A 21,389-nucleotide genomic window follows, 5' to 3' on the forward strand; every position below is an offset into this window, starting at 1 on the left:
ATGACCCATACGAGAACCGGCTACAAAAGGCCGCACGGCAGACCATCCTTGAAGGAGCTGACGGATGAATCGCAATATATACCGGTTGATTTTCAACCCAACCTTGGGAATGCGGGTTCCCGCAGCGGAAACGGCGCACAGCCGTGGCAAGGCGGCAGGCGGGAGGGTGTTGCTCCTAACGGGACTTTTGCTGGCCGCATCCGCGCAGGCCGAGTTGCCGGTGCCCTGTGGGGGCGGGTGCGGCGCGGGAGTGCCGGGTTTTGTCACCGCAGGTCAGGCGAGCTATCAGGACCATGGTCATCAGGCCGTGGTCAACCAGGTAGGCGAAAAAGCGATTCTCAACTGGGAAACGTTTAATGTCAGTCCCGGACATTCGGTACAGTTTCAGCAGGTGGAGAGCCTTGCCGCGCAGAATCTGGTGCAGGGCGCGAATTTCACCACCCTGAACCGCGTCTGGGACAGCGACCCCAGCGTCATAGCCGGCATTCTCACCCAGGCAGCCGGACAAAATGCTAACGTCATTCTTGTCAACACAAACGGCATTGCCTTCATGGGCTCATCGCAAGTGAACCTCGGCAGTTTTACCGCCAGCAGCCTGGATATTCACGACAACTTCATCCTTAACGCTTTTCTGACCACGCAGAAAACGGTCCCCCAATTCGAAGGCGCGGGCGGGTTCATCAAGGTATTCGAAGGCGCGCGCATTACAGCTGGGAGCCAGGGACGGGTGATGCTGATCGCCCCCACGGTGATCAACAAGGGCACGGTGGAAGCACCGGACGGGCAGGTGATCGCCGCTGCCGGCACCAAGGTATTTTTACGTTCGGCGTCCGCCGAACCGGTGGATGCCAATGTGCGCGGCCTGCTGGTTGAGGTGGAGAGCCCGGCCGGCCTGGGAGATTTCGACACGGCCAACACCGATATCAAGGATGGCGTTCTGGATGGCCGGGCCGTGTCGTTGAAAGAAGGCGCGCTGGACAAACTCGGTCACGTCACCAATCTGGGTGAACTGAGCACGCCGCGCGGCAACGTCACCATGGTGGGGTATGCCGTCAACCAGAAGGGTATCGCGCGGGCAACGACCTCGGTAACCGCCAACGGTTCGGTTTACCTGCTGGCCAAGGACGCCGCAACCGCGCAGGATAATTCGACGCGCGCGGGCCGCGTGGTTCTTGCCGGTGGCAGCCTGACGGAGGTGATGCCGGAGGTGTCGGACAAGACCGGTCTGGTGGATGGACTGACGGGTACGGGCCTCGTGCTCCCATCCCAGGTGAGGGTGCTGGGGCAGGACATACGGATGGAAAACGGGGCAGTAATCCATGCACCAGCGGGTGAGGTGAATTTTATCGCCATCGATGATCCCGGCATGGTCGTGAATAATGATCCGTTCAAGCAGCAATTTAATTTGCCTGCCTCCAGCACGGCGCGTATTCACATCGCCAGCGGTGCCCGCATCAGCGTATCCGGACTCGAAAACGTGCAGGTTTCCACGGCACGAAACGGCGTGGAAGTCGAATTGCGAGGGGACGAATTGAAGGATTCCCCGGTGAACCGCGACGGTCCGCTGCGTGGCCAGAAGGTTTATGTCGACATCAACCGTGCCCTGAGCAACGCCAATACAGGCATGCCTACCCTGATCGCCAAGGATAGCCTGCAATCCTATCAGGCGCGTCTCGAACGCACCGTCGCAGAGCGCTCGACCCAGGGTGGCACGGTGCGCCTGAACTCGCTGGGTGAAGCCATCATCGAATCCGGGGCGGTGGTCGATCTATCCGGCGGCAGCCTGCGCTACACTCCGGCCAGCGTACCCACCACCCTTGTCATGTCTCGCGGCGTAACGACCGATATCGCCAGTGCGCGCGCCGATGTGCGTTACGACGGCATTGCCACCCGTTACGTTCAGAATTTCGGGCGCTGGAACGTAAAAGAGGTGATCGATCTGGGGCAGAGCTACAATTATGACCCAGGCTACATCGAAGGAAAGAATGCGGGCGCCCTGGAAGTAATCGGTCTGCGCGCCATTGTGATGCAGGGGGAAGTTCAGGGCCGCACCGTTGTCGGCGAAGTGCAGCGTGACGCAGGCGTCATGCCTGCCGGCGCCCGCCTGACCCTGGGCACCGGGGCAGTTACCCATGCGACCAGTACCGGAGATGACTATAAATTAAACCAGCTGGTCGAGCTGAGCAGTACCGGCACTACGCTGCCGGACGGGTTCAAGTTTGGTGATGCGCTTGCACCCGATCTCGTCAATACCCTGCGTCTCAACCCGACGCTGCTGGGCAGGGACAGGATCGCCAACCTGGAGATTTTCAGCAATCAGGCGGTAGCGGTGCGCGAGGCGTTGCGTACTCCGCAAGGCGGCAGCATAAATATTACCGCACAAGGATTGACGGTCGATGCGGATATCGTGGCGCCGAGTGGTTCGATTGTGCTCGATGCGCGCAGGAACGATGTCAATATCGCTTCCGGCCCTGTGGATCTGGTCGTGGCCGAGGGCGTGACACTTTCGGCACGAGGCGCCTGGGTGAACGAATTGCGCGGCGTCCCCGCGGGCTCGGGCGAGGTTGCGCTGCCGCATGGCGGGGAGATCACGCTCTCGGCTTCCGATAATCTCGCCCTGGGGCACGATACACTGATGGATGTCACCGGCGGCGGCCGGCTCAAAGTCGATGGCCGAGGCAAGGTCATTGCAGGGAAAGGGGGCGAAATCAGATTGTCGGGCAATGCCTTATCGGGCCTTGGCGACAATGTGCGCGGCCATGGCCTCGGCGGTGGCGGCACGCTCACTGTTTCCAGCAACAAAATACAGATAGGCGGCACGCCGGACAATAATTCCGGCACAGTGAATCTGGATACGGGATTTTTCGAGCGCGCAGGTTTTGCCAACATCAATCTTGCCGGGATCGAGAATGTGACGTTATCCGAGGGGGTTCGGATCAAGCCGACCGTTCTCAGCCTGGAACTGCTGCCCGAATATACGCTACGGCCGAGCGGCAGCCAGATCGAAGGTTTCAGCCACAAGGTTAAACTGGATGATCTGGTGCGCCAACCGGTAAATCTGAGTCTTGTGGTGAGAAATCCCGACGAGCAGGGAGCGGCCGATCTGTTGATCGGCGCAGGCGCGCATATCGAGGCGGACCCCAAGGCTGAAATCATGCTTGCCGCCGATCGGCTGGTAGACATACAGGGCCGGATCACCGCTTCCGGCGGCAGCATTACGGCAACGCTCGATCACAGCCACGAGTTCAACTTCAATGCCGGCAACGGCATCTGGCTGGGCAAACAGGCCGTACTCGACGTATCCGGGTCGGCGCTGACCTATCTCGACAACCAGCGGTTGACGCAGGGTGAAGTGCTGAGTGGCGGCAGAGTAACCTTGAACGCACAGTTCGGCAATGTCGTAGCCGAAGCGGGTTCAAAAATCAACATTGCCGGCGCCGTGCCGGTCCGGCTGGATATTCTGAACGCGGCCGGGGGTCTGGGGCAGTGGGTGGGCAGCGACGCCGGCTCCGTCAACATCGTTGCACGTGAAGGCATACTGCTCGACGGGGGCATCATGGCGCGGGGAGGCAGCGCGTCGAATCGCGACGGCACGCTTGATCTCGTCCTGGGACTTGTGGATGTGAGCAATCCGCAGGACAAAGGGTTTCCCGCCGGCGAGCGCGTATTGAGCCTGGCGCAGACAGTTGCGCCTCAGGCAGGCGGCCTCATTCCGGGCGTCGCCCTCCCCGCCGGACTTGGACGGCAGACCCGGCTGGGCGCCACGGCGTTCGACGCAGCCGGTTTCGACCGCATTGCGCTGAAAAGCCTGGATGCAATCCGCCTGGAGAACGACCTGAACCTGGGCGCCAATCGAGCCCTGCCATTGAAAGAGCTGGTGCTCGATGCCCCCCGCATCGAGACAGCGGGGGGCGAAGCCGCGCTGAAGGCGGAAACCATCCGGCTGGGCAATTTCGATGTGGTGCTTCAGGATCGGGTGAATACACCGGTTGCGGGCACCGGCAACTTCAGGGCTGACGCGCAGTTGCTGGAGCTCGCGGGCAATCTCAGTCTGACCGGCATGGCGCGTTCCGAATTCAAAGGCGCCCGGGAAATAAGGCTTTCGGGAGTGAGCACAGGCGCCACACCGCGTCCGACAGCCACGCTGTCGAGTGCGGCCGATCTCGTTTTTCATGGCGCGGTGGTTGCCCCTACGACCTATAGTCAAGTCGATATTCGGGCGCCAGGGCAAACAGTCACATTCAGCGGCAATACTATGCGGCCGCCGCAGCCGTTGTCCGCCTTGGGCAGCCTTGCGGTAACCGCCGCGAATATCATCCAGGGCGGCAATATATGGGCGCCGTTCGGCCAACTGGCTTTCACTGCTGCCGATACACTTGTCTTCAAGGACGGAAGCCTGACTTCCATCGCTGCCATTCCCGGCAGCCTGATTCCGTTCGGCATGACCGTGAATGGCCGTAGCTGGTTATACAGGCCGGACTCACAGGATATCCCGCAGCTTGCATTGGCTGAAAAATCCATCCGTACCCAGGCGGCGAATATCGACATGCAGGCGGGCGCCACGATTCAACTCGCGGGTGGGGGAGATTTGCAGTCTTACGAATTCAGCGTGGGACCGGGAGGGGCGCGCGACATACTGAACGATCCGGGCATCTATGCCATCCTGCCGGGTTACGCGAGTTCTTATGCGCCCGGCGACAGGCAGGAAAACACCGGCTTCGATCGCACGGCGGGCGATGCCGTCTACCTTTCTGGCATACCCGGGCTGCCTGCGGACACCTACACGTTGCTACCCGCTCACTACGCACTGCTGCCCGGCGCCTATGCGGTCCGGCTCAACCCGGGCGTATCCAATCTGCTGCCGGGACAGGCTTACAGCAAACAGGACAGTATTCAGGTTGTGCCGGGCTATGTAACGGACAGCCGCGCAGCATCGGGCGGCCCGCGTGATGCGCTGTGGAGCGGATTTGAAGTGCTGACCCGCGATCAGGTTTTACAGCGGTCGGAAATTACGCTTACCCGCGCGTCCGATTTTTTTGCAAACGACTCCAGCCGTCCGCAGGATGGGGGTCTGCTCACCCTGGAGACCACCGGCGGCCTGACGCTGGATGCCATTTTCAAACTGGCCGCAGCCGAAGGCGGCCGCGGGGCGGCAGTGGATATCAGCGCGCCCGACATTGTTGTCACCAGCGGCAACCCATCCGGAATCGACCCCCTGGCCACCCGCATCGAGGCTGCTACACTCAACGCCATGGGTGCGGCCAGCCTGTTGCTGGGCGGCACGCGCAGCGCGGGTGTCGCGAACCCTGTCACCGGCGGCACTACGATCGGCCTAACGGTCGGCGCAGATAAGGTGACATTGGCCAATGATGCCGGTCACGCCCTGAAAGGCGATGAAATCATCCTTGCGGCGAAGGATACCCTCACGCTCAAAGCCGGCAGCGCCATCGAAGCGCAAGGCAACGCGATGAGTACGGGTGGAACGCGCAGCTATAGCGCCGATGGAAACGGAGTGCTGGTGCGGGCGGCTTCCACGGTCGCCGGTTTTTCGCGTAGCGGCAGTCCGGATCAGTCCCGGGGTACGCTGGCAGGGGAAGCCGGCAGCATCATTCATGCATCGAATTCGATTACGCTGGATGCCACCCATCAGAATACGTTCGCGGGCACGCCTGTTTTTTCGGATGGCAAGGGTAATCCGGTCGCTGGAAATTTATCGATTGGCGCAGCACGCGTTAATTTTGGCGACGCACCGGCAGGTTCCGACGGCCTGACTCTCGGCCAGGGCGAGCTCGATGGGTTGAACAGCCTGAATTCACTGACGCTGACGAGCTATAAGACATTCGACCTGTATGGAGATGTCAGCATTGGCGGGGTAAACGCGGACGGCAAACCGACACTGCACGCCCTGAATCTGCAGGGCGCCGGGCTGGCCGGCCTCGACAATGGCGGTAAAACCGCACATCTGCGTGCGAACAGCATCGTGCTGTCAAACCCGGCGGCAGCGGCCTTCACGCCAGGCGGAGCGCTCGGCAACGGCATGCTGGCAATACAGGCGGATAAACTGGTGTTGGGCGAAGGCGTCAAAGCCATCCAGGGATTTTCCCAGGTTGACGTCATGGCGACCGAACTGATCGGACGCGGTACCGGCAGCACCGATATCGGCGCCACCGGAAATACGAATCTGAACGTGGCGCGGATCAGCGGCGAGCAAGGCGCCGATCAGACGCTGACTGCAAGCGGCAGGCTCGATGCCACTATGAGGTCGCCCGATCGCGTTCTTGCGGCGATAAACACGCTGGGCGCGAAGTGGGCGCTGTCGGGTACGGAGGTGATGTTCGACACCCAGGCAATTCTGCCATCAGGACAGCTCAAACTTGCGGCGACCGCCGGAAATCTGGTGCTGGGCGCAAATGGCGTATTGAACGTGGCAGGCCGGCCGGTGGTTTTTTTCGATGCGAGCCGTATATCACCGGGCGACATGATCGCATTGGCAAGCGATAACGGAGACATACTCGTGCAAGACGGTGCGCGGGTGAATGTATCCGGCGCGGAGGGCGGCGATGCCGGTAAAGTAATCATGCGCGCAGCCAATGGTACCGCAAACATTGCCGCGAGCAGTCTGCAGGGTTCGGCCACGGCGGATAACAGCGGTGCAAGAGGCGATGGGGCGCGTTTTGAGCTGGATGTGGCGATGCTGCCGGATTTCTCCACACTTAATACGGCACTCAACCAGGGTGGATTCGATGGCGCAAGAACGCTGCGCGTACGCACGGGCGATATCCATCTGGCGGCAGCCGATACAGTCAAGGCAAAAGAAATACACATTGCGGCGGATGGCGGAAAATTGGATGTGGCCGGCCACATTGACGCCTCAGGCAAGGATGCGGGCCGTATCGATCTTTACGCAGGGAATGACGTGACCGTACTGGCAGGCGCCAGGATCGACGCCTACGCAACGGGTTCGAATAGAAGCGGCGGCAAAGTCGAGATCGGTACGACGGAAGGTAAGCTGAACCTGGCCGCGGGCAGTATGGTGGATGTGCATGGCGGCAGCGGCAGCCAGTCCGGCGAAGGCGGCAAGGTATTGCTGCGCGCCCCCCGCTCGGGCGCAGGCGATGAGGTGGGAGTGAGCGCCATCGACGGCAGTATCAGCGGAGCCGGATCGGTCGTGGTGGAGGCGGTAAAGGTGTACGGCAATATCACCACGCTCACCGACACCGGCACAAGTAGCGGTACAACGCTGAGTCTTGCCACAGTGAACGCCGATAACACCCATTTTGCGTCCCATGCAGGCACGATCGCCTCGCGCCTGGGCAAAACCGGCGATACTCTTTTTCATGTGCGTCCCGGTGTCGAGGTACGATCGGCAGGGGATATCACGCTCAGCAAGGACTGGAACCTCGGCGTTAGCCGAGCGGGTGGCGAGCCCGGCATGCTGACCCTGCGTGCCGGGGGCAACCTCAAGATTAACAGCAATCTGTCGGATGGATTCAACGTCGCGACCCAGTTCAGCAGCGGTACGACCCCCGCAACCCTGCTCGCGGGAGATTCCTGGGGTTACCGGCTGGTTGGCGGAGCGGATACCGGCGCCGCCGACCCGCTTGCAGTGAAGGCGGGCAGTGGCGACATCACTCTGGCGGCGGGCAAGCTGATACGCACCGGCACGGGAGATATCCGCATGTCCGCCGGACGCGACATCAAGCTCGCTGACGGCAAGGCGGCGATATACACTGCCGGACGCGTGGCAGATGTGGCCGATGGTTTCATTACGCCTGCCGATGCCCAGTTCAGCCAGGGCGGGGGAAGCATCGGCATGACGGCAATGGGCGATATCATCGGGTCGCCGTCGGCGCAACTTTATTCCAACTGGTTATTCCGCCAGGGCAGGCTGAATGAAACCACTGGAGCGTATACGCTCCAGCCTGCCTGGTGGGTGCGCTTCGATCAGTTCCAGCAAGGCGTCGGCGCGCTGGGCGGCGGCGATGTCACACTGACCGCTGGCGGCAGGATCCAAAACCTCTCCGCCAGCACGCCGGCCCAGGCGCGCATGACGGCCATGGCACCGGATGCGGGCAGTCTGGTGAAGACGGGTGGCGGTGACGTGCGGGTGGAAACCGGCGGCGATCTGCTGGGTGGGCAATACTATGCGGATCGCGGAGATCTGGTCGTGAATGTGGGCGGCAGGATAGACAGCGGGCAGAACGTGAATGGCAAACCACTCTACACTATCCTGGCTTTAAGCGACACGCAGGCGCGGGTGCGCGCGCAAGGAGATGTCAACATTCATTCCGTGCTGAATCCGCATCTCGTGATTCAGGCCACCGGCAGAGGCACGACATTCAATCTCAATGCCAGCGCGCTCAGTTCCACCAATCCGAGCTGGAGTCTGTTTTCGTCTTACGGCGAAGACAGCGGTGTGCATCTGCAGAGCGTGGATGGAACGGTGACGCTGCACAACGATACCAGCGTGCTGGCAAAGGCTTACGGGGCGCCGTTGAGTTTTAATGTATCCGCCAATACCTATACGACTGAATTGCTGTCCATCCTGCCGCCCAGCCTGTTGCTCACGGCCTTTCAGGGAAGCATCGTCCTGCCGAATACGCGCGCAGTGGTGCTGAGTCCCGCAGGGCGCGGGAATCTGGAGCTGCTCGCATCGGGTTCCGTCAATATTCATACGCCGGTAGTCATGAGCGACCGGGATCCCGCACTGATCCCGACTGCGATCAGGCCGGGTATAAAACCGAATCAGTTTCCGCTTTCCACCGTGAGCCCTGCCGACCGGGAACTTGTCCATGCCACCACGCCTGTCCATGCGGGCGATACGCGGCCGGTGAGAGTCTACGCCGTTGCGGGCGATATCCAGGGTAATTTCAATGAACTGACTCTCGACCTTGCCAAGGCGTTTCAGCTCCGAGCCGGGCAGGATGTACGCGACGTGGGTATCGTTGCGCAGCACGTCAACGCGGGCGATCTCAGCCGCGTGGTGGCGGGCAGGGATGTCGCCTTCACCTCCGGTAACGACCGGACAGAGAATGCCAGGATCTGGGTGGGCGGTCTGGGCCGGCTGGAGGTGACCGCGGGACGGAATATCGATCTGGGGACGTCGGCGGGCATCGTCAGCCGCGGTGATCTCGACAATGCGCAACTGCCCCGCGGCGGCGCCGATATTCATGTTGCAGCGGGAATGGGCGCGCAGGGAATCGATTATACCGGCGCTGTCGACCGACTGGTAGCTGAACTGGAAAAGGCGGGCGGCAGCCCGGATAATGCCCTGTTGTGGCAGGCGCGCTGGCTGGTGGGGAACGATGTCCTGAGCGGTTCCGATGCGCTGCAAGCAGTGAAAGCGGTACAGGTGCTGGATGGGGAAACCCAGCGCGGCATGGTGCGCGAGATGATTTATTCGGCGTTGCTCGTCACCGGACGGGACTCGAACAATCGCGAAAGTCCTTATGCCGCCGACTATGAGCGTGGTTATGCGGCGCTGGAACTGGTGTTCCCGGGCATACGGGAACAAAACCCGGACGGAAGCTTCAAGAATTATCAGGGAGAGATCAACTTGTTCGCCAGCCGCATCAAGACCGAGCGCGGCGGCAACATCGAGTTCATGGCACCGGGAGGAGGCGTGATAGTCGGCCTCAGCAATACGCCGGAAGTACTGATAAACACAGGCAACGATGTGTTGGGCATGGTGGTGGTGGCTGATGGCAACATTCGCGGCTTCGCCCGCAACGACATCCTCGTGAATCAGTCACGCATCCTTACCGTGGGCGGTGGAGATGTCCTGTTATGGTCGAGCGAAGGCGATATCGATGCCGGTAAAGGCAAGAAGACCGCGGCCGCAGTGCCGCCGCCGGTCGTCAAGGTGGATGCGCAGGGCAATGTAACCCAGGAACTGCAGGGAGCTGCATCAGGCAGTGGGATCGGGGCGCTTTCCAGCGGCGGCGTAACCGCAGGGGACATTGATCTGATCGCGCCCAGGGGCACGGTGAATGCGGGTGATGCCGGCATTCGGGCGGGCAATCTCAATATCGCCGCACAAGTTGTGCTGGGTGCGGATAACATTTCCGTATCAGGCGCTTCCACCGGCACGCCGGTAGCGGACGCCAGTGCAGTCACCGCCACCACCTCGGGCGCTACGTCGCAAGGAGACGATGTGGCGAAGGCTACCGCTGCGTTATCGCAGAATCTGTCGGATGCCACACGAACATCCGACGAGATGAGGCAGCTTAAACCTACCTTTATTTCAACCGAGGTGATCGGCCACGGGGAGTAAGGGCGCGGCAACATGCCGCTATGCCGATGCACCAAATGCCTGGCAGCCATGGCGTTCCTGTGCGGAAATACCGGCTGGCAGTGACCCTGCATGGCGCATATCCGGCCAGTATCAGGCAGACACGTCCGCTATCGGCGATCAGCGAAGGTTCATACAATTGGCATAGTAGCTCACGGTCGCCGGCCAGTCGCTGAAGATGCCGATAATGCCGATATCCTTCGCAAGCACGTCCAGCACTTTCATCACGTCGCCCTCGCGGGCGATCGCCGAGTCGAAAGTCTGATAATAAAAGCCGTTGTCGCCATCCGCTAAAATTCCCGAGCGTTCCAGCGTCCAGGTAATCATGTCGAGTCCCGCGGACTTCGCCTGTCCGGCGTATCTGGAGGGCACGATGTTGCCGCTGCCATCGGTAGCCAGCAGGGCAAACAGGGGCGGAGCGACGATATTGATGCCCTCGGCCTTGTATGCGGCCAGTTGCGCGGCCTGGGGCAGATCAGCGACGGCGTTGGCATCGTCAAGGTAAACCGCCTGTTTGCCGAATCGCGGCTCATTGGCGATCCAGTAGCGTATGTCGCGGATATCGAACGACTGGACGTAAACATTCCGGGGATTGACATCCGCAGCCTTGTATTCGTCGATCATCTGTTGAGCGTAGTCCTGCTGTGTGTAGTCGCCCACACCATCGCCATCGCTGTCATAAGGCATCGCCATGCCGGTGCTCTTGAGCTCAGGCATCATTTTTACGCCCAGGTCCGTGAACAGTTGTATGCTTTCCTTATGGGTAAGGAGAGTCCCGCTGGTGGGGCCGGCATACAGGCCCGTACGCCAACCCGGGATGCCAGCCAGATATTCCGGGACACTCCTCGCTGCGGGGTTGAAGCTGTCCATTTTGCCTTTGAGACTTTTGAATTCGTCCGCGGTGAGATCGCTGGTGCAACATCGAGCGGACGCCTCCCGAACAAGATTTCCCGAAGCATCGAACTGAGCGGGTGTAAAAGGCCCGCTGCATTTTTCCGCAAGCGGTGTATTGAGAATATTGGTCGTCGTATGCAAGTCGCATTGCGAATGACGGCAGACCAGTATCTTGTCCCCGGTAAAGGTTACGTCGCACTCCACAATGCCCGCGCCCATGCGTGCGGCTGCCTCATAGGACTCTTTCGTATGCTCCGGAAACTGCAGGGCTGCGCCACGGTGGCCAATCGAAAAATCGGTTTTACGGAATGGCCCGTTGCCGCAGCGCTGCAGCCTGCTCTTGAGTTTGCCGGGCTCCATGTCTTCGACGAGGAAAAAAGGACGCGGGCCGAGCTGGATATTCATGTCGGCTTCCATCTCGCGATCATGGCGGGCGCTTTCTCCATCGTTATCGCTTTCGCCCGCTGATGCAGGTGCGATAACGATGGATAGTGCGGCCAGCATGAGGCATGTTATCAATGCCGCCAAGACGAAATTACGCGAGGGCATGCCGGGCTCGGTTTAGCGGGCGAATTTTTTGGTCAGTACTGGTACTGCCTCGAATATGGGGTCGCGATTACTCAACGCTCAGCAGCCTTCACAAGGGATCAGGAACCGATCACGCCGCCATCATCCTTGGTGATGACCACTACGGCGGAGCGTGGTTTCGATACTGGCTGGCGGCCGCTGGCTGTAGTCGGGCCGTTGACCCCGCTATCGGGCCAGGTTGAGTTTTCGGTAAAATTATCGCTCCAATCCTCACCAGGGTGCTGAATTCCCAGGAACATGGTTTTTCCGTCCGGGGTTGTAGTCACGCCGGACACTTCGCAATTTTTCGGGCTGGTGAGAAAGCGCCTGGTTTCTCCGTTGGCGGGGTCGGCACACATCATCGCATTGCCGCCGATATTGATCCAATCACCCGTGGCATCGCCGGCCTGGTCGGTCTGAATCCACAGGCGTCCATCCTTATCGAACCAGAGACCATCCGGAGAACCGTAGTCATCACCGTGGATGTTGCCGGCATAACCGTCATGACCGGCCTGATTGTAGCTGGCGCCAAGGTTTCTGTTCGCGCCGCCGCCAGCCTTGTCGCCGCACTGTACGAAGACATCCCATTTGAAGGTGGTGGCGGTCAGCTTGTCCATGTGCTCACGCCAGCGGATGATATGGCCATAGATATTATCGGGGCGGGGGTTGGCCGCATCCACCGGAGGATTGGCACGTGCGGCGGTACTGGTACCATCGGGCGCGTTGCCGGAAACCGGGCTGTTACCGCGACGATTGTTATTGGTCAGGGTGAGGTAAATTTCCCGCGTGAAAGGATGCGCAGCGGTCCACTCGGGCCGATCCATCATGGTGGCGCCGACGCGGTCGGCAGCCTGGCGGGTTTTGATCAGCACCTCCGCCTGACTGTTGAAGCCGTTCTCCGGCGTCAGTCCATTCATGCCCCAGGTCAGGGGTAACCAGACCCCGGACCCGTCGCTATCGAACCTCGCCACATAGAGCGTGCCCGAATCCAGCAAATCACGGTTGGCCTGGGGATTTTCAGGGCTGTAGGTTTTACTGCAAACAAACTTGTACACATATTCGTTGCGCTCGTCATCACCCATGTAGACCGCGACCCTGTTTTCGTCGTCAACGACAACCCACGCGCCCTCGTGCTTGATACGGCCAAGGGCGGTACGCTTGACAGGAATGCTATAAGGATCCCAGGGATCGATTTCAACCACCCAGCCAAAGCGGTTGGGTTCATTGCAATGGAGATCGGCACGGAAGCGCTTGTCCACCTCGTGCCAGCGATAGCCAAAGCCTCCCCTCACAATGCCATAGCGATTCTGGCTGGCGAGAATGTCGGCTTTCCGAGCAGGGTCGCTTATGCCCGCAACGTTTCCGGTCTCATTGGAAAAGTAACTATTCCAGTTCTCCTCGCAGGTCAGATAGGTGCCCCACGGCGTATAGCCATGGGCGCAATTGCTGAGCGTGCCCTGTACATTCAGACCGGCAGGATCGGCGGAAGTGGTCATCAGATCGTGTCCCGATGCGGGACCGCTAAGCCTGCAGAGTGTATTGCCGGTAATGCGCCGGTTGAAGGGAGACTGGGATACGACACCCCAGGCACCCTTCTCCCTTTGGACCGTGACAATGCTCACGCCATGAGCGGCCTGCTGGGCGCGCACCATTTCCAGCGTCAAAGAAACAGTTCTATACGATGATGCCGGCTTGATGTTATTCACCAGGGCCGGGTCGCAATACTCGTTGCCGGCCACAAGCAACCCGCGCGAGTTGCCGAGGTTACCCGGGAACGGAGAGAAATGTATCCCATCGGAATGAGCGCCGAAGGAGTGCAACTGGGTCGCTTCGTCCATTGCGCCTACGGTATCCCAATGGGGCGCCGCGGTGAGAGAATCACCCCAGGCTATCAGTACCTTGGCGGTGTATCCGTTCGGAACCGTGACCGCGTCGATCATGGACAAAATATTGGCTGGAACCGGCGTGAAGCCGATGCCGTTCGGGATAGAGGAAGCGGCCCGGGCGTGGTAGCCTCGTCCGTCGAACCAGCATCCACCGAATAACGAAAGCATGGTTACGCCGAAGGTTCCCTGGAGAAATCCCCGCCGGGACAGTTTGCGCGCGTCAATCAGATTTCGGATGGACTCGTTACCTGATTCGTTGCAACTGGTCAAACCCGGGTTTATTTTCCCGTCGGGATGTAAAGCGCTGGTCATGATGTCTCCTTTGCCGGTGAACGGTTTCGATTGTGACTGTGCTGTCGGCATGGATACCGTACATGGGCTATTTTCATCATTCAATGTTACAAAAGTTATATTGTCATTCAGATAAAATCCGTACCTGATAGACCGGACGCCACCGCGCCGGTTTCATCGCCTGTGCGACTTATTTCCCGCAACCCACTCCGTTTCCAGCTGTTTTGCCGCCATCGTGTGATGATCCGTTCGGACCATATCTCCGCCTAATGGCTGTAATCTGGTGCATGGATAATCACTGATTATTTTATTCAGGCGGATACCCATGCGCGTCCTTGCGCTTCTTCTTGCTTTCGTGTTGTGTAGCTTCTCGCTGCCCAGTCATGCCTGGTGGAACGATGGATGGACGGCGCGCAAGAAAGTCACGCTGACGAGCGCGGCCGGAGAAGTGGCGGATGCACCGGTACTCATTCGCTTGCATACAGGAAACTTCGATTTTTTCTCGGCGAATGATGACGGTAGCGATTTGCGCCTGGTTTCCGGAGATGACAAGGCTGAACTGAAATTTCATGTCGAAAAATGGGATAGCGCGAATCAGCTGGCGTTGATCTGGGTGAAGGTACCCAGGCTTTCCGCGCAGACAGCACTTTTTCTCTATTTCGGTAATGAGAATGCGGCATCCGCGGTAGACCCCAAAGGAACGTACGATGCCAGCAGCGCCATATACCATTTTGCCGAGCCGGAAGGGAATCCGCGAGATAGCGGACTCAACGGTCTGCATGCGCAATCCTCTGTACAGCGGGTTGCTGCGTCGTTCTCAAACGGCGGCGCGGGGTTCGACGGGTCGCAAAGCCTGACGTTGCCCCCGGTGAATGCGAGCACCGGGTACAGCTTCTCGGTATGGATCAAGCCCTCGTCGCTCAAGGGCACGTTATTCCAGTCGGATAATGTCAGCGCAGTGCTCGAGGGCGGCCTGGTCAAAATGAAGTCGGGCGCGGCAAGCGTTGCTTCAAGCACGGCGCTTGGCGCAGGCCAATGGCATCACCTGGGATTCACGGTTGCGGACGCGCTGCGCGTATATGTGGATGGCAAGCTGGCGGGCGAGTTGCCGGGCGCCGCGTTGCCGTCGGGAAGCGTCATGCTGGGCGCCGGCTTTACGGGCGAAATGGATGAGGTGCAAGTATCCGCGATCGCGCGCAACGCGGAATGGATGGCGGTGCAGGCGGCGCAAGGGTCGGACGGCAAGCTTGTCACGATGGGCGAGGAAGAGACCGCCGAAGGTGGTGGCGGCGAAGCTTCGCACCTGGGCATCATCCTGAAATCGCTGACCGTGGATGGATGGGTTGCGATTGGACTGCTGGCGGTCATGCTGGTGATCGCGATCTGGGTAATGTACAGCAAAACGGTCTATATCAACCGCGTGGATAAATCCAATAGCCGTTTCATGGATAAATTTCGCGAGCTCTCCACCGACCTGACGACGATAGATAAAGCGCAGGGACTGGGGAAAGACTTCAAATATTCGCCGCTCTACCGCATTTACCACATCAGTGCGGTTGAATTGGCGCATCGGTTCGACGACACCGATGCAGCGCATCTTTCCAAGTCGCTGTCGCCGCAATCGCTCGACGCGATCCGTGCCAGCCTCGACGCGGGGTTGGTGGAGGAGATTCAACGCATGAACAGGTTCATGGTGCTGCTGACCATCGCTATCTCCGGCGGACCCTTTATCGGGTTGCTGGGTACGGTGATGGGGGTAATGATCACATTTGCGGCGATTGCCGCCGCCGGGGATGTCAATGTCAACGCAATCGCACCGGGCATCGCGGCGGCGCTGGCTGCAACGGTGGCCGGCATGGGCGTGGCGATCCCTTCGCTGTTCGGCTACAACTATCTGGCTTCGCGCATCAAGGCCACCGTATCAAGGATGCATATTTTCGTCGACGAGCTTGTTACCAAACTTGCCGAAAACTACAGTCGCTGATCGGGATTGTCATGAAACTTCAGGAAGACAACGAGCTTTACGACGAAATCAATGTCGTGCCCATGCTGGATCTCGCCTATGTGTTGCTGGTAATTTTCATCATCATGACCACAGCATCGGTACAGGGAATAAAGGTCAATTTGCCCAAGGCCAGCAATTCTCCCAGTCTGGCCAAGCCCCAGACCAAGGCGATCACGATCAATGAAAGCGGGCAGATTTTTCTGGATGCCTATCCGGTAACGCTGGATGAATTACGAACCCGGCTGGGCGAATTGAGAGCTGCTAATCCCGAGCTGCCGGTCGTGGTCAAGGGAGATACGGTAGTGCAGTACGGCAAGGTAATGGAAGTGCTTGAATTACTGGGGCAACTGGATATTACGCAGTTGGGCCTTGTCACCCAGAGACTGGTGAAGTAGTGCATGGAAGAATCAAGCGAAGACCGAAGGCCGGCCTGGGTGCGCTGGGCTGTCGTTTTACTTGTCGTGAGCGGCGCGGTCGCGCTGGGATTGTGGCTGAAAGATTTTCTGGGAAGTAACCAGCCACCGCCGAAGCCATCGCTTCAGCAGATCACCTTGATCAAGCCGCCACCTCCGCCACCCCCTGAGCAAAAACCGCCGGAGCCTGTTGTAAAGGAAGAGATCAAGCTTTCCGAGCCCGACCCCGAACCAATGGATCAGGCGGATGAACCGCCGCCAGGGCCGGATCTGGGTGTGGATGCGGAGGGAACCGGCAGCGGCGATGGGTTCGGGCTCGTAGGAAAAAAAGGCGGGGCCGATTTGATCGGTGGCTCCAAAGGGAATCCATGGGCCTGGTATGACGCCATAGTGAACGATGCGGTGAATTCCGCTTTTCAGGATGCGTTGGCGCGCGAGAAGGCGCTCAAGGACAAAAGCTACAAGGTGGTGGTGAAGGTATGGATCGATGCCGGGGGGAAAGTGGCGCGAATTACGCTGGTCGATAACACCGGAGATGCAAAGGTTGATGAGTTACTCAAGGATGTGCTGCAGAACCTGCGGGCCATGCGAGAGGGTCCGCCTGCCGATATGCCGCAGCCGTTGAAAATACGCGTGACCTCGCGCGCCTGATGGGTCTGGAGAAGAAAAATAAAATGAAGATCCTTATGATGCTCTCGGCTGCCGTCGTGATGGCGGTATTTGCGAGCGGCGCCCAGGCAAGAACCGAGGAGCGCCAGAAGGTCGAGATTCTGTATGAGACCACCTTGAATCTGATCCATCTTCTGGTTGAGCAGGGTGTGATCAAGCGAGAGGCGGCTAACGAAATGATCCGAAAGGCGGAAGAAAAAGCCAGGGTTGCGCAACAAGCCCAGGAAAAAGCCTCACCACCCGCTGTCGAGGGGCTAAAAAAGGGTGAGGTGCGCGTTACTTATGTGCCCGAACATATCAAGAAGGAAATTCGCGATGAATTGCGCGACGCAGTAGTGGGGCAAGCCAAGCAGGAAGGTTGGGGTGATGTGAATGTCGTACCCGAGTGGGCCAGCCGCTTCAAGCTGGAAGGAGACATACGCCTGCGCGAACAGGCCGACTTTTACGCCAGTACCAATGCGCCCGCCGCTAATTTTCAGGCCATTGGCCAGCAGATCGACAACACCACCGAGGACAGTCTTCACCGCGAAAGGCTCCGCATGCGTCTCGGCATTAATGCCAATGTCACTCGTGGAGTGGATATGGGGTTGCGCTTGACCACCGGTAATATCAATGATCCGGCGACGACGGGGAGCACGCTGGGAGGGCCGATATCCATGGGATCTCCCACATCCACCCTTCAGACGCTGGGAACATTCAATAGTAAATTCGGCTTTGTGCTGGATCAGGCTTATCTCAAACTCACTCCCTGGGACTGGATCACGGTTAAAGGTGGACGTTTCCCCAATCCCTTTTTCGTCGGCACCGTGGGAGACGTATACACGGGCACCATCAGGGACGCGCCTCACACGATACCGACGGCCGGGGTCATACATACCGATCTGTTATGGGATGCCGACCTGAACTTTGAAGGTCTTGCGATCAATCTTCATCCCTGGCTCAAAGAAAACAGAACCATGAAACCGTTCCTCAACGCAGGGATATTTCCCTTGCAGCAAATCAACCAGAGCGAGACGGTCAAGGCTAAGGATAAATGGTTCTACGGAGCCCAGGCGGGCGTGGAATGGATCCCGGACGACCTCGACACCAAAGTCAGGGTTGGAGTCGCCTATTACGACTACCGCAATATCAGCGGGGTCCGCAACCCGGCCTTCGGAGATACCCTGTTCAATCAAACGGCTACCCTGTTCCGGCAGAAAGGCAACAGTCTCTTCAACATCGATAACGATGGGGATCCCACCACCAACCTATGGGCCCTGGCAGCGGATTATCGTATCGCCAACGTCACCATGGTGGCGGACTACTCGCGATTCAAGCCCATCCACGTTGTTGGAACCGTGGACTATGCACGGAATGTGGGCTACAACCAGAACAGGATATTCACCCGTACCGGGCAGAATATCAAGCCGGAAACCGATGCTTATCAGATTCGCTTGACGGTTGGCTACCCTGTTATCTCGGAGCGGCACCAATGGCAGATCTTCGGCTTCTATCGTTATTCGGAGCGGGACTCGATGCTGGATGCCTTTACGGATTCCAATTACCTTTTGGGCGGTACCAATCATAAGGGCTACACCGTCCATGGTTTATACGGCGTGGCCCATAACACCTGGTTTGGACTTCGATATAACTCCTATAACCAGATCAGCGGCTTGCCGCTGGGCATCGACTCGATCAATCTGGATCTGAATGCCAGGTTCTAAAGTGCGTGACCGCCAGACGGACCGATACGGCGTTGTCATTGATGGGCATGGCGGATGTGGCGCGTTTTGCGGTGAGCTTAATACCTTTATTACGCGGCGTTTGTTTCATCGGCGATCATCGTTTCGTTGCAACCGGGAAAGGTTCCTGTATGAATAACCGTAAGACAGTGGGTTCGCGCTTGTTGTGCCAGGTAATAGCCGTCGCGCTTCTGGCGACCTCGTGGCCGTCCAGCGTCATCGCTGCCAATGATAAGGATCAAAAAAAACAGAGGCAGGCGCTACGACACATGCAACAGCAATTAAGCGAGATCCAGCAGCAAAGATCGGCGTTGGACCAGGAGAAGACAGTGCTGGAGGAAACGTTAAAAAAAACCCGCGATGAAACAGAATCTCACAAGCGATCCGCCGCGAGTGTTGCCGCCAAAATCCCCCGTCTTGAAAAAGACCTCGATGCGGCAAGCACAGAAAGAAAGGAATTGCGCTCACAGCTTGATGAAGCAATCAAGCGGAATGAAGAATTATCCGGTCAACGGAATCAACTGGAACAGGACCTGAAGAATTCCACAACGGTGCTCGGGAAGCAAAACGACCAGAGGAAGCTCTGTGAAAAAAATAACGACGAGCTTTATCAAATAGGCCGGGAACTGGTCGATTGGTATGGCGGCAAGGGGGCCTTGAACGCCATCCTGGAGGCGGAACCTTTTACTCAGATCAAGCGCGCCGAAATGGAAAATCTGCTCGAAAACTATCGCGACAAGATTGAAGACCAGCATTTGTAACTTCACTGAGTCATTAATTCATGTACGGAATCGACCGACGGATTCGATGATTTGATCGGCGGTTTTATGCCAGACGAAAGGAGTCGGTGTTGGTTATAGACCGCAAGATAATCGCGGATGGCGCGCAAACCAGGTACGCGCCGACGGGGTTTTTCCTTCGCCGGCACACGAGTACGTAAAGAAAAGTCTTGATCTCAATACCTTCCCTTCCTGATAAAGGAACCACCAGTTTTAACGTGATAATCACGTTTCCCTTTTTAGTCCCTCGGACACCGCTTTTGTTTAAAAAATCTGTTCTGGCATTCTTTTTCAGGAATTTGATAATGCTGCGGAAGGGTTAATTACAGTGTTAATTTCTTGGTCTTGGCAATTAATCAACCTGGCGGTAGGCTGGAACAATTCCGCCGTTCCGGAACCGGAAATCTACGCTATGTTGGCTGCATTAATCGAAACATGGAACGACAAAGTAAGTAAAAAAGCAGAGTTGCTTGTTCAAAAAATTACATTGTGCACTTGTTGTAAATAAAAAATTTACGTTCCAAAAAAACTTATTTATACTCAACAATAGGGATATTAATCAGATTGGAGACGTGAAATGGCAACCACGGGTAATAAGAACGTTTTCTACGGGTTTCTGCTTTTTGCTTCCATACAGAGCACTGCTGCATGGTCACAGAATCTGGAGGAAATCCAGAGGCAGTTCAATGAGGAAACAATTTCCAAGCCCTTTATTGTTCCGGATGATGCGAGTCTGACAGCATCTCTCAAAGCCGCGACGGAGAGGGGAACACCGACCAAATCCCCTGCCTATGTTGCTCCTAGCATACCGCTGCTAGGGGGATTTGGTTATGGTGGCTATGTTCGTCCGTATTACGGCGGACTTTATGGAGGGGGTTACTCCCCGTTCTACGGCGGCTGGTGGTAAAGCTCTCTGGAAGTATTGGTTCATGTAATTCAATAGCATATTGGCGATAGTTAAATAAGAAAAATAATAAATATTTCTTATTAGCCCCGCCCGAAGTAATTTAGTCATTAATAAAAAGGGGAGAAAATGAGTTACTTGAAAGGTAAAGGTATTACGCTGGCCGGTTTCATGGTGTTTTCGATGATATTAAGCGGTTGTGCCGCCGTGCATACGTCAATAGCCAAAAAGGATCTGGACGTTCAAACCAAAATGAGCGATACCATTTTTCTTGATCCAGTTGAGCCGGATCAAAAAATTATTTATTTAAATGTCCGGAATACGTCCGACAAGGCAAACTTTGATATCGCCGGTCCTGTTGCAAGAGTGCTTGAAGGAAAAGGCTATACCATTACCAATAATCCGAAAGTGGCTCATTATTGGCTCCAGGTCAATGTCCTGAGCGTGGACAAGGCTAGCCCGACAGCTGCGCAAGCTGCTTTGGGGGCGGGCTATGGCGGCACTATTTCTACCGGGGCTGCAGTGGGAATGGCAACAGGTGCCGCGCTAGCTGGCTGGACGGGTGCCGGTATTGGCGGATTGGCCGGCGCCGCGGCTTTTGGTATCGCGGACACTGTCGCGAGTGCCGCAGTGAAGGATGTCATGTTCATGGCCATTACCGATGTTGAAATCGCCGAACGGGCCGAGCAAGGCGTTGTAATTCGACAAGATAGCCAGCAGGATGCCAAGCAAGGGATCGGCGGATCAAGAAGACAGTCATCTACCAAGGTCAGCAATATGAACAAGTATCGCACTCGTGTTGTCAGCACGGCCAATAAGGTAAATCTGGCGTATGACGAAGCGGCCCCGGATTTGACGAATGGATTGACGCGCTCTATTTCTGGACTTTTCTAGTTTTTCCGCTGGAGCGACTTTGGTTACGATGATCGTAACCAAAGTCGCTCCTGTCTCCGCTAGCCCTCGAATAGC

10 protein-coding genes are annotated in these 21,389 nt (G+C 57.8%); 8 read left to right on the top strand and 2 right to left on the bottom strand.

The window, feature by feature from the left end; genetic code table 11:
* The first annotated feature begins 64 nt into the window (after positions 1-64).
* Positions 65-10,273 carry a filamentous haemagglutinin family protein gene (locus KJS40_RS01080; RefSeq protein ID WP_213538731.1) on the top strand — a complete coding sequence of 3,403 codons (10,209 nt, stop codon included), beginning with the start codon at positions 65-67 and terminating at the stop codon, positions 10,271-10,273.
* A 138-nt stretch (positions 10,274-10,411) separates the two neighbouring features.
* Here KJS40_RS01080 and KJS40_RS01085 read toward each other — a convergent pair whose 3' ends face one another.
* Together KJS40_RS01085 and KJS40_RS01090 are read right to left on the bottom strand one after the other, a co-directional pair.
* A complete protein-coding gene (locus KJS40_RS01085; RefSeq protein ID WP_244859642.1) occupies positions 10,412-11,734 on the bottom strand; it encodes a glycerophosphodiester phosphodiesterase family protein in 1,323 nt (440 codons plus the stop codon).
* Between the two features lie 98 nt (positions 11,735-11,832).
* The gene (locus tag KJS40_RS01090) at positions 11,833-13,950 is read right to left on the bottom strand and encodes a PhoX family phosphatase (RefSeq protein WP_213538732.1); all 2,118 of its coding nucleotides are present in this window, start codon (positions 13,948-13,950) and stop codon (positions 11,833-11,835) included.
* A 304-nt stretch (positions 13,951-14,254) separates the two neighbouring features.
* Here KJS40_RS01090 and KJS40_RS01095 point away from each other — a divergent pair, with 304 nt between their 5' ends.
* From KJS40_RS01095 to KJS40_RS01125, 7 genes are all read left to right on the top strand, one after another.
* Positions 14,255-15,913 (top strand): DUF2341 domain-containing protein, encoded by a 1,659-nt coding sequence (locus KJS40_RS01095; protein WP_213538733.1) that lies wholly within the window; start codon positions 14,255-14,257, stop codon positions 15,911-15,913.
* An 11-nt stretch (positions 15,914-15,924) separates the two neighbouring features.
* Positions 15,925-16,329, top strand: a complete 405-nt coding sequence (locus KJS40_RS01100; protein ID WP_025041348.1) for a biopolymer transporter ExbD — start codon at positions 15,925-15,927, stop codon at positions 16,327-16,329.
* Between the two features lie 3 nt (positions 16,330-16,332).
* Positions 16,333-16,998 (top strand): energy transducer TonB, encoded by a 666-nt coding sequence (locus tag KJS40_RS01105; RefSeq protein WP_213538734.1) that lies wholly within the window; start codon positions 16,333-16,335, stop codon positions 16,996-16,998.
* A gap of 23 nt (positions 16,999-17,021) precedes the next feature.
* Positions 17,022-18,719 carry a putative porin gene (locus KJS40_RS01110; RefSeq protein WP_213538735.1) on the top strand — a complete coding sequence of 566 codons (1,698 nt, stop codon included), beginning with the start codon at positions 17,022-17,024 and terminating at the stop codon, positions 18,717-18,719.
* Between the two features lie 5 nt (positions 18,720-18,724).
* Positions 18,725-19,498: a DNA repair protein gene (locus KJS40_RS01115; RefSeq protein WP_244859643.1), complete on the top strand. Its 774-nt coding sequence runs from the start codon at positions 18,725-18,727 to the stop codon at positions 19,496-19,498.
* Positions 19,499-20,093: 595 nt separating this feature from the next.
* Positions 20,094-20,423: a hypothetical protein gene (locus KJS40_RS01120; protein WP_213538736.1), complete on the top strand. Its 330-nt coding sequence runs from the start codon at positions 20,094-20,096 to the stop codon at positions 20,421-20,423.
* A 126-nt stretch (positions 20,424-20,549) separates the two neighbouring features.
* The gene (locus KJS40_RS01125) at positions 20,550-21,314 is read left to right on the top strand and encodes a complement resistance protein TraT (protein WP_213538737.1); all 765 of its coding nucleotides are present in this window, start codon (positions 20,550-20,552) and stop codon (positions 21,312-21,314) included.
* The last annotated feature ends 75 nt before the right edge of the window (positions 21,315-21,389 follow it).

Source organism: Nitrosospira sp. NRS527 (genome assembly GCF_018406445.1).
Taxonomy (GTDB): domain Bacteria; phylum Pseudomonadota; class Gammaproteobacteria; order Burkholderiales; family Nitrosomonadaceae; genus Nitrosospira; species Nitrosospira briensis.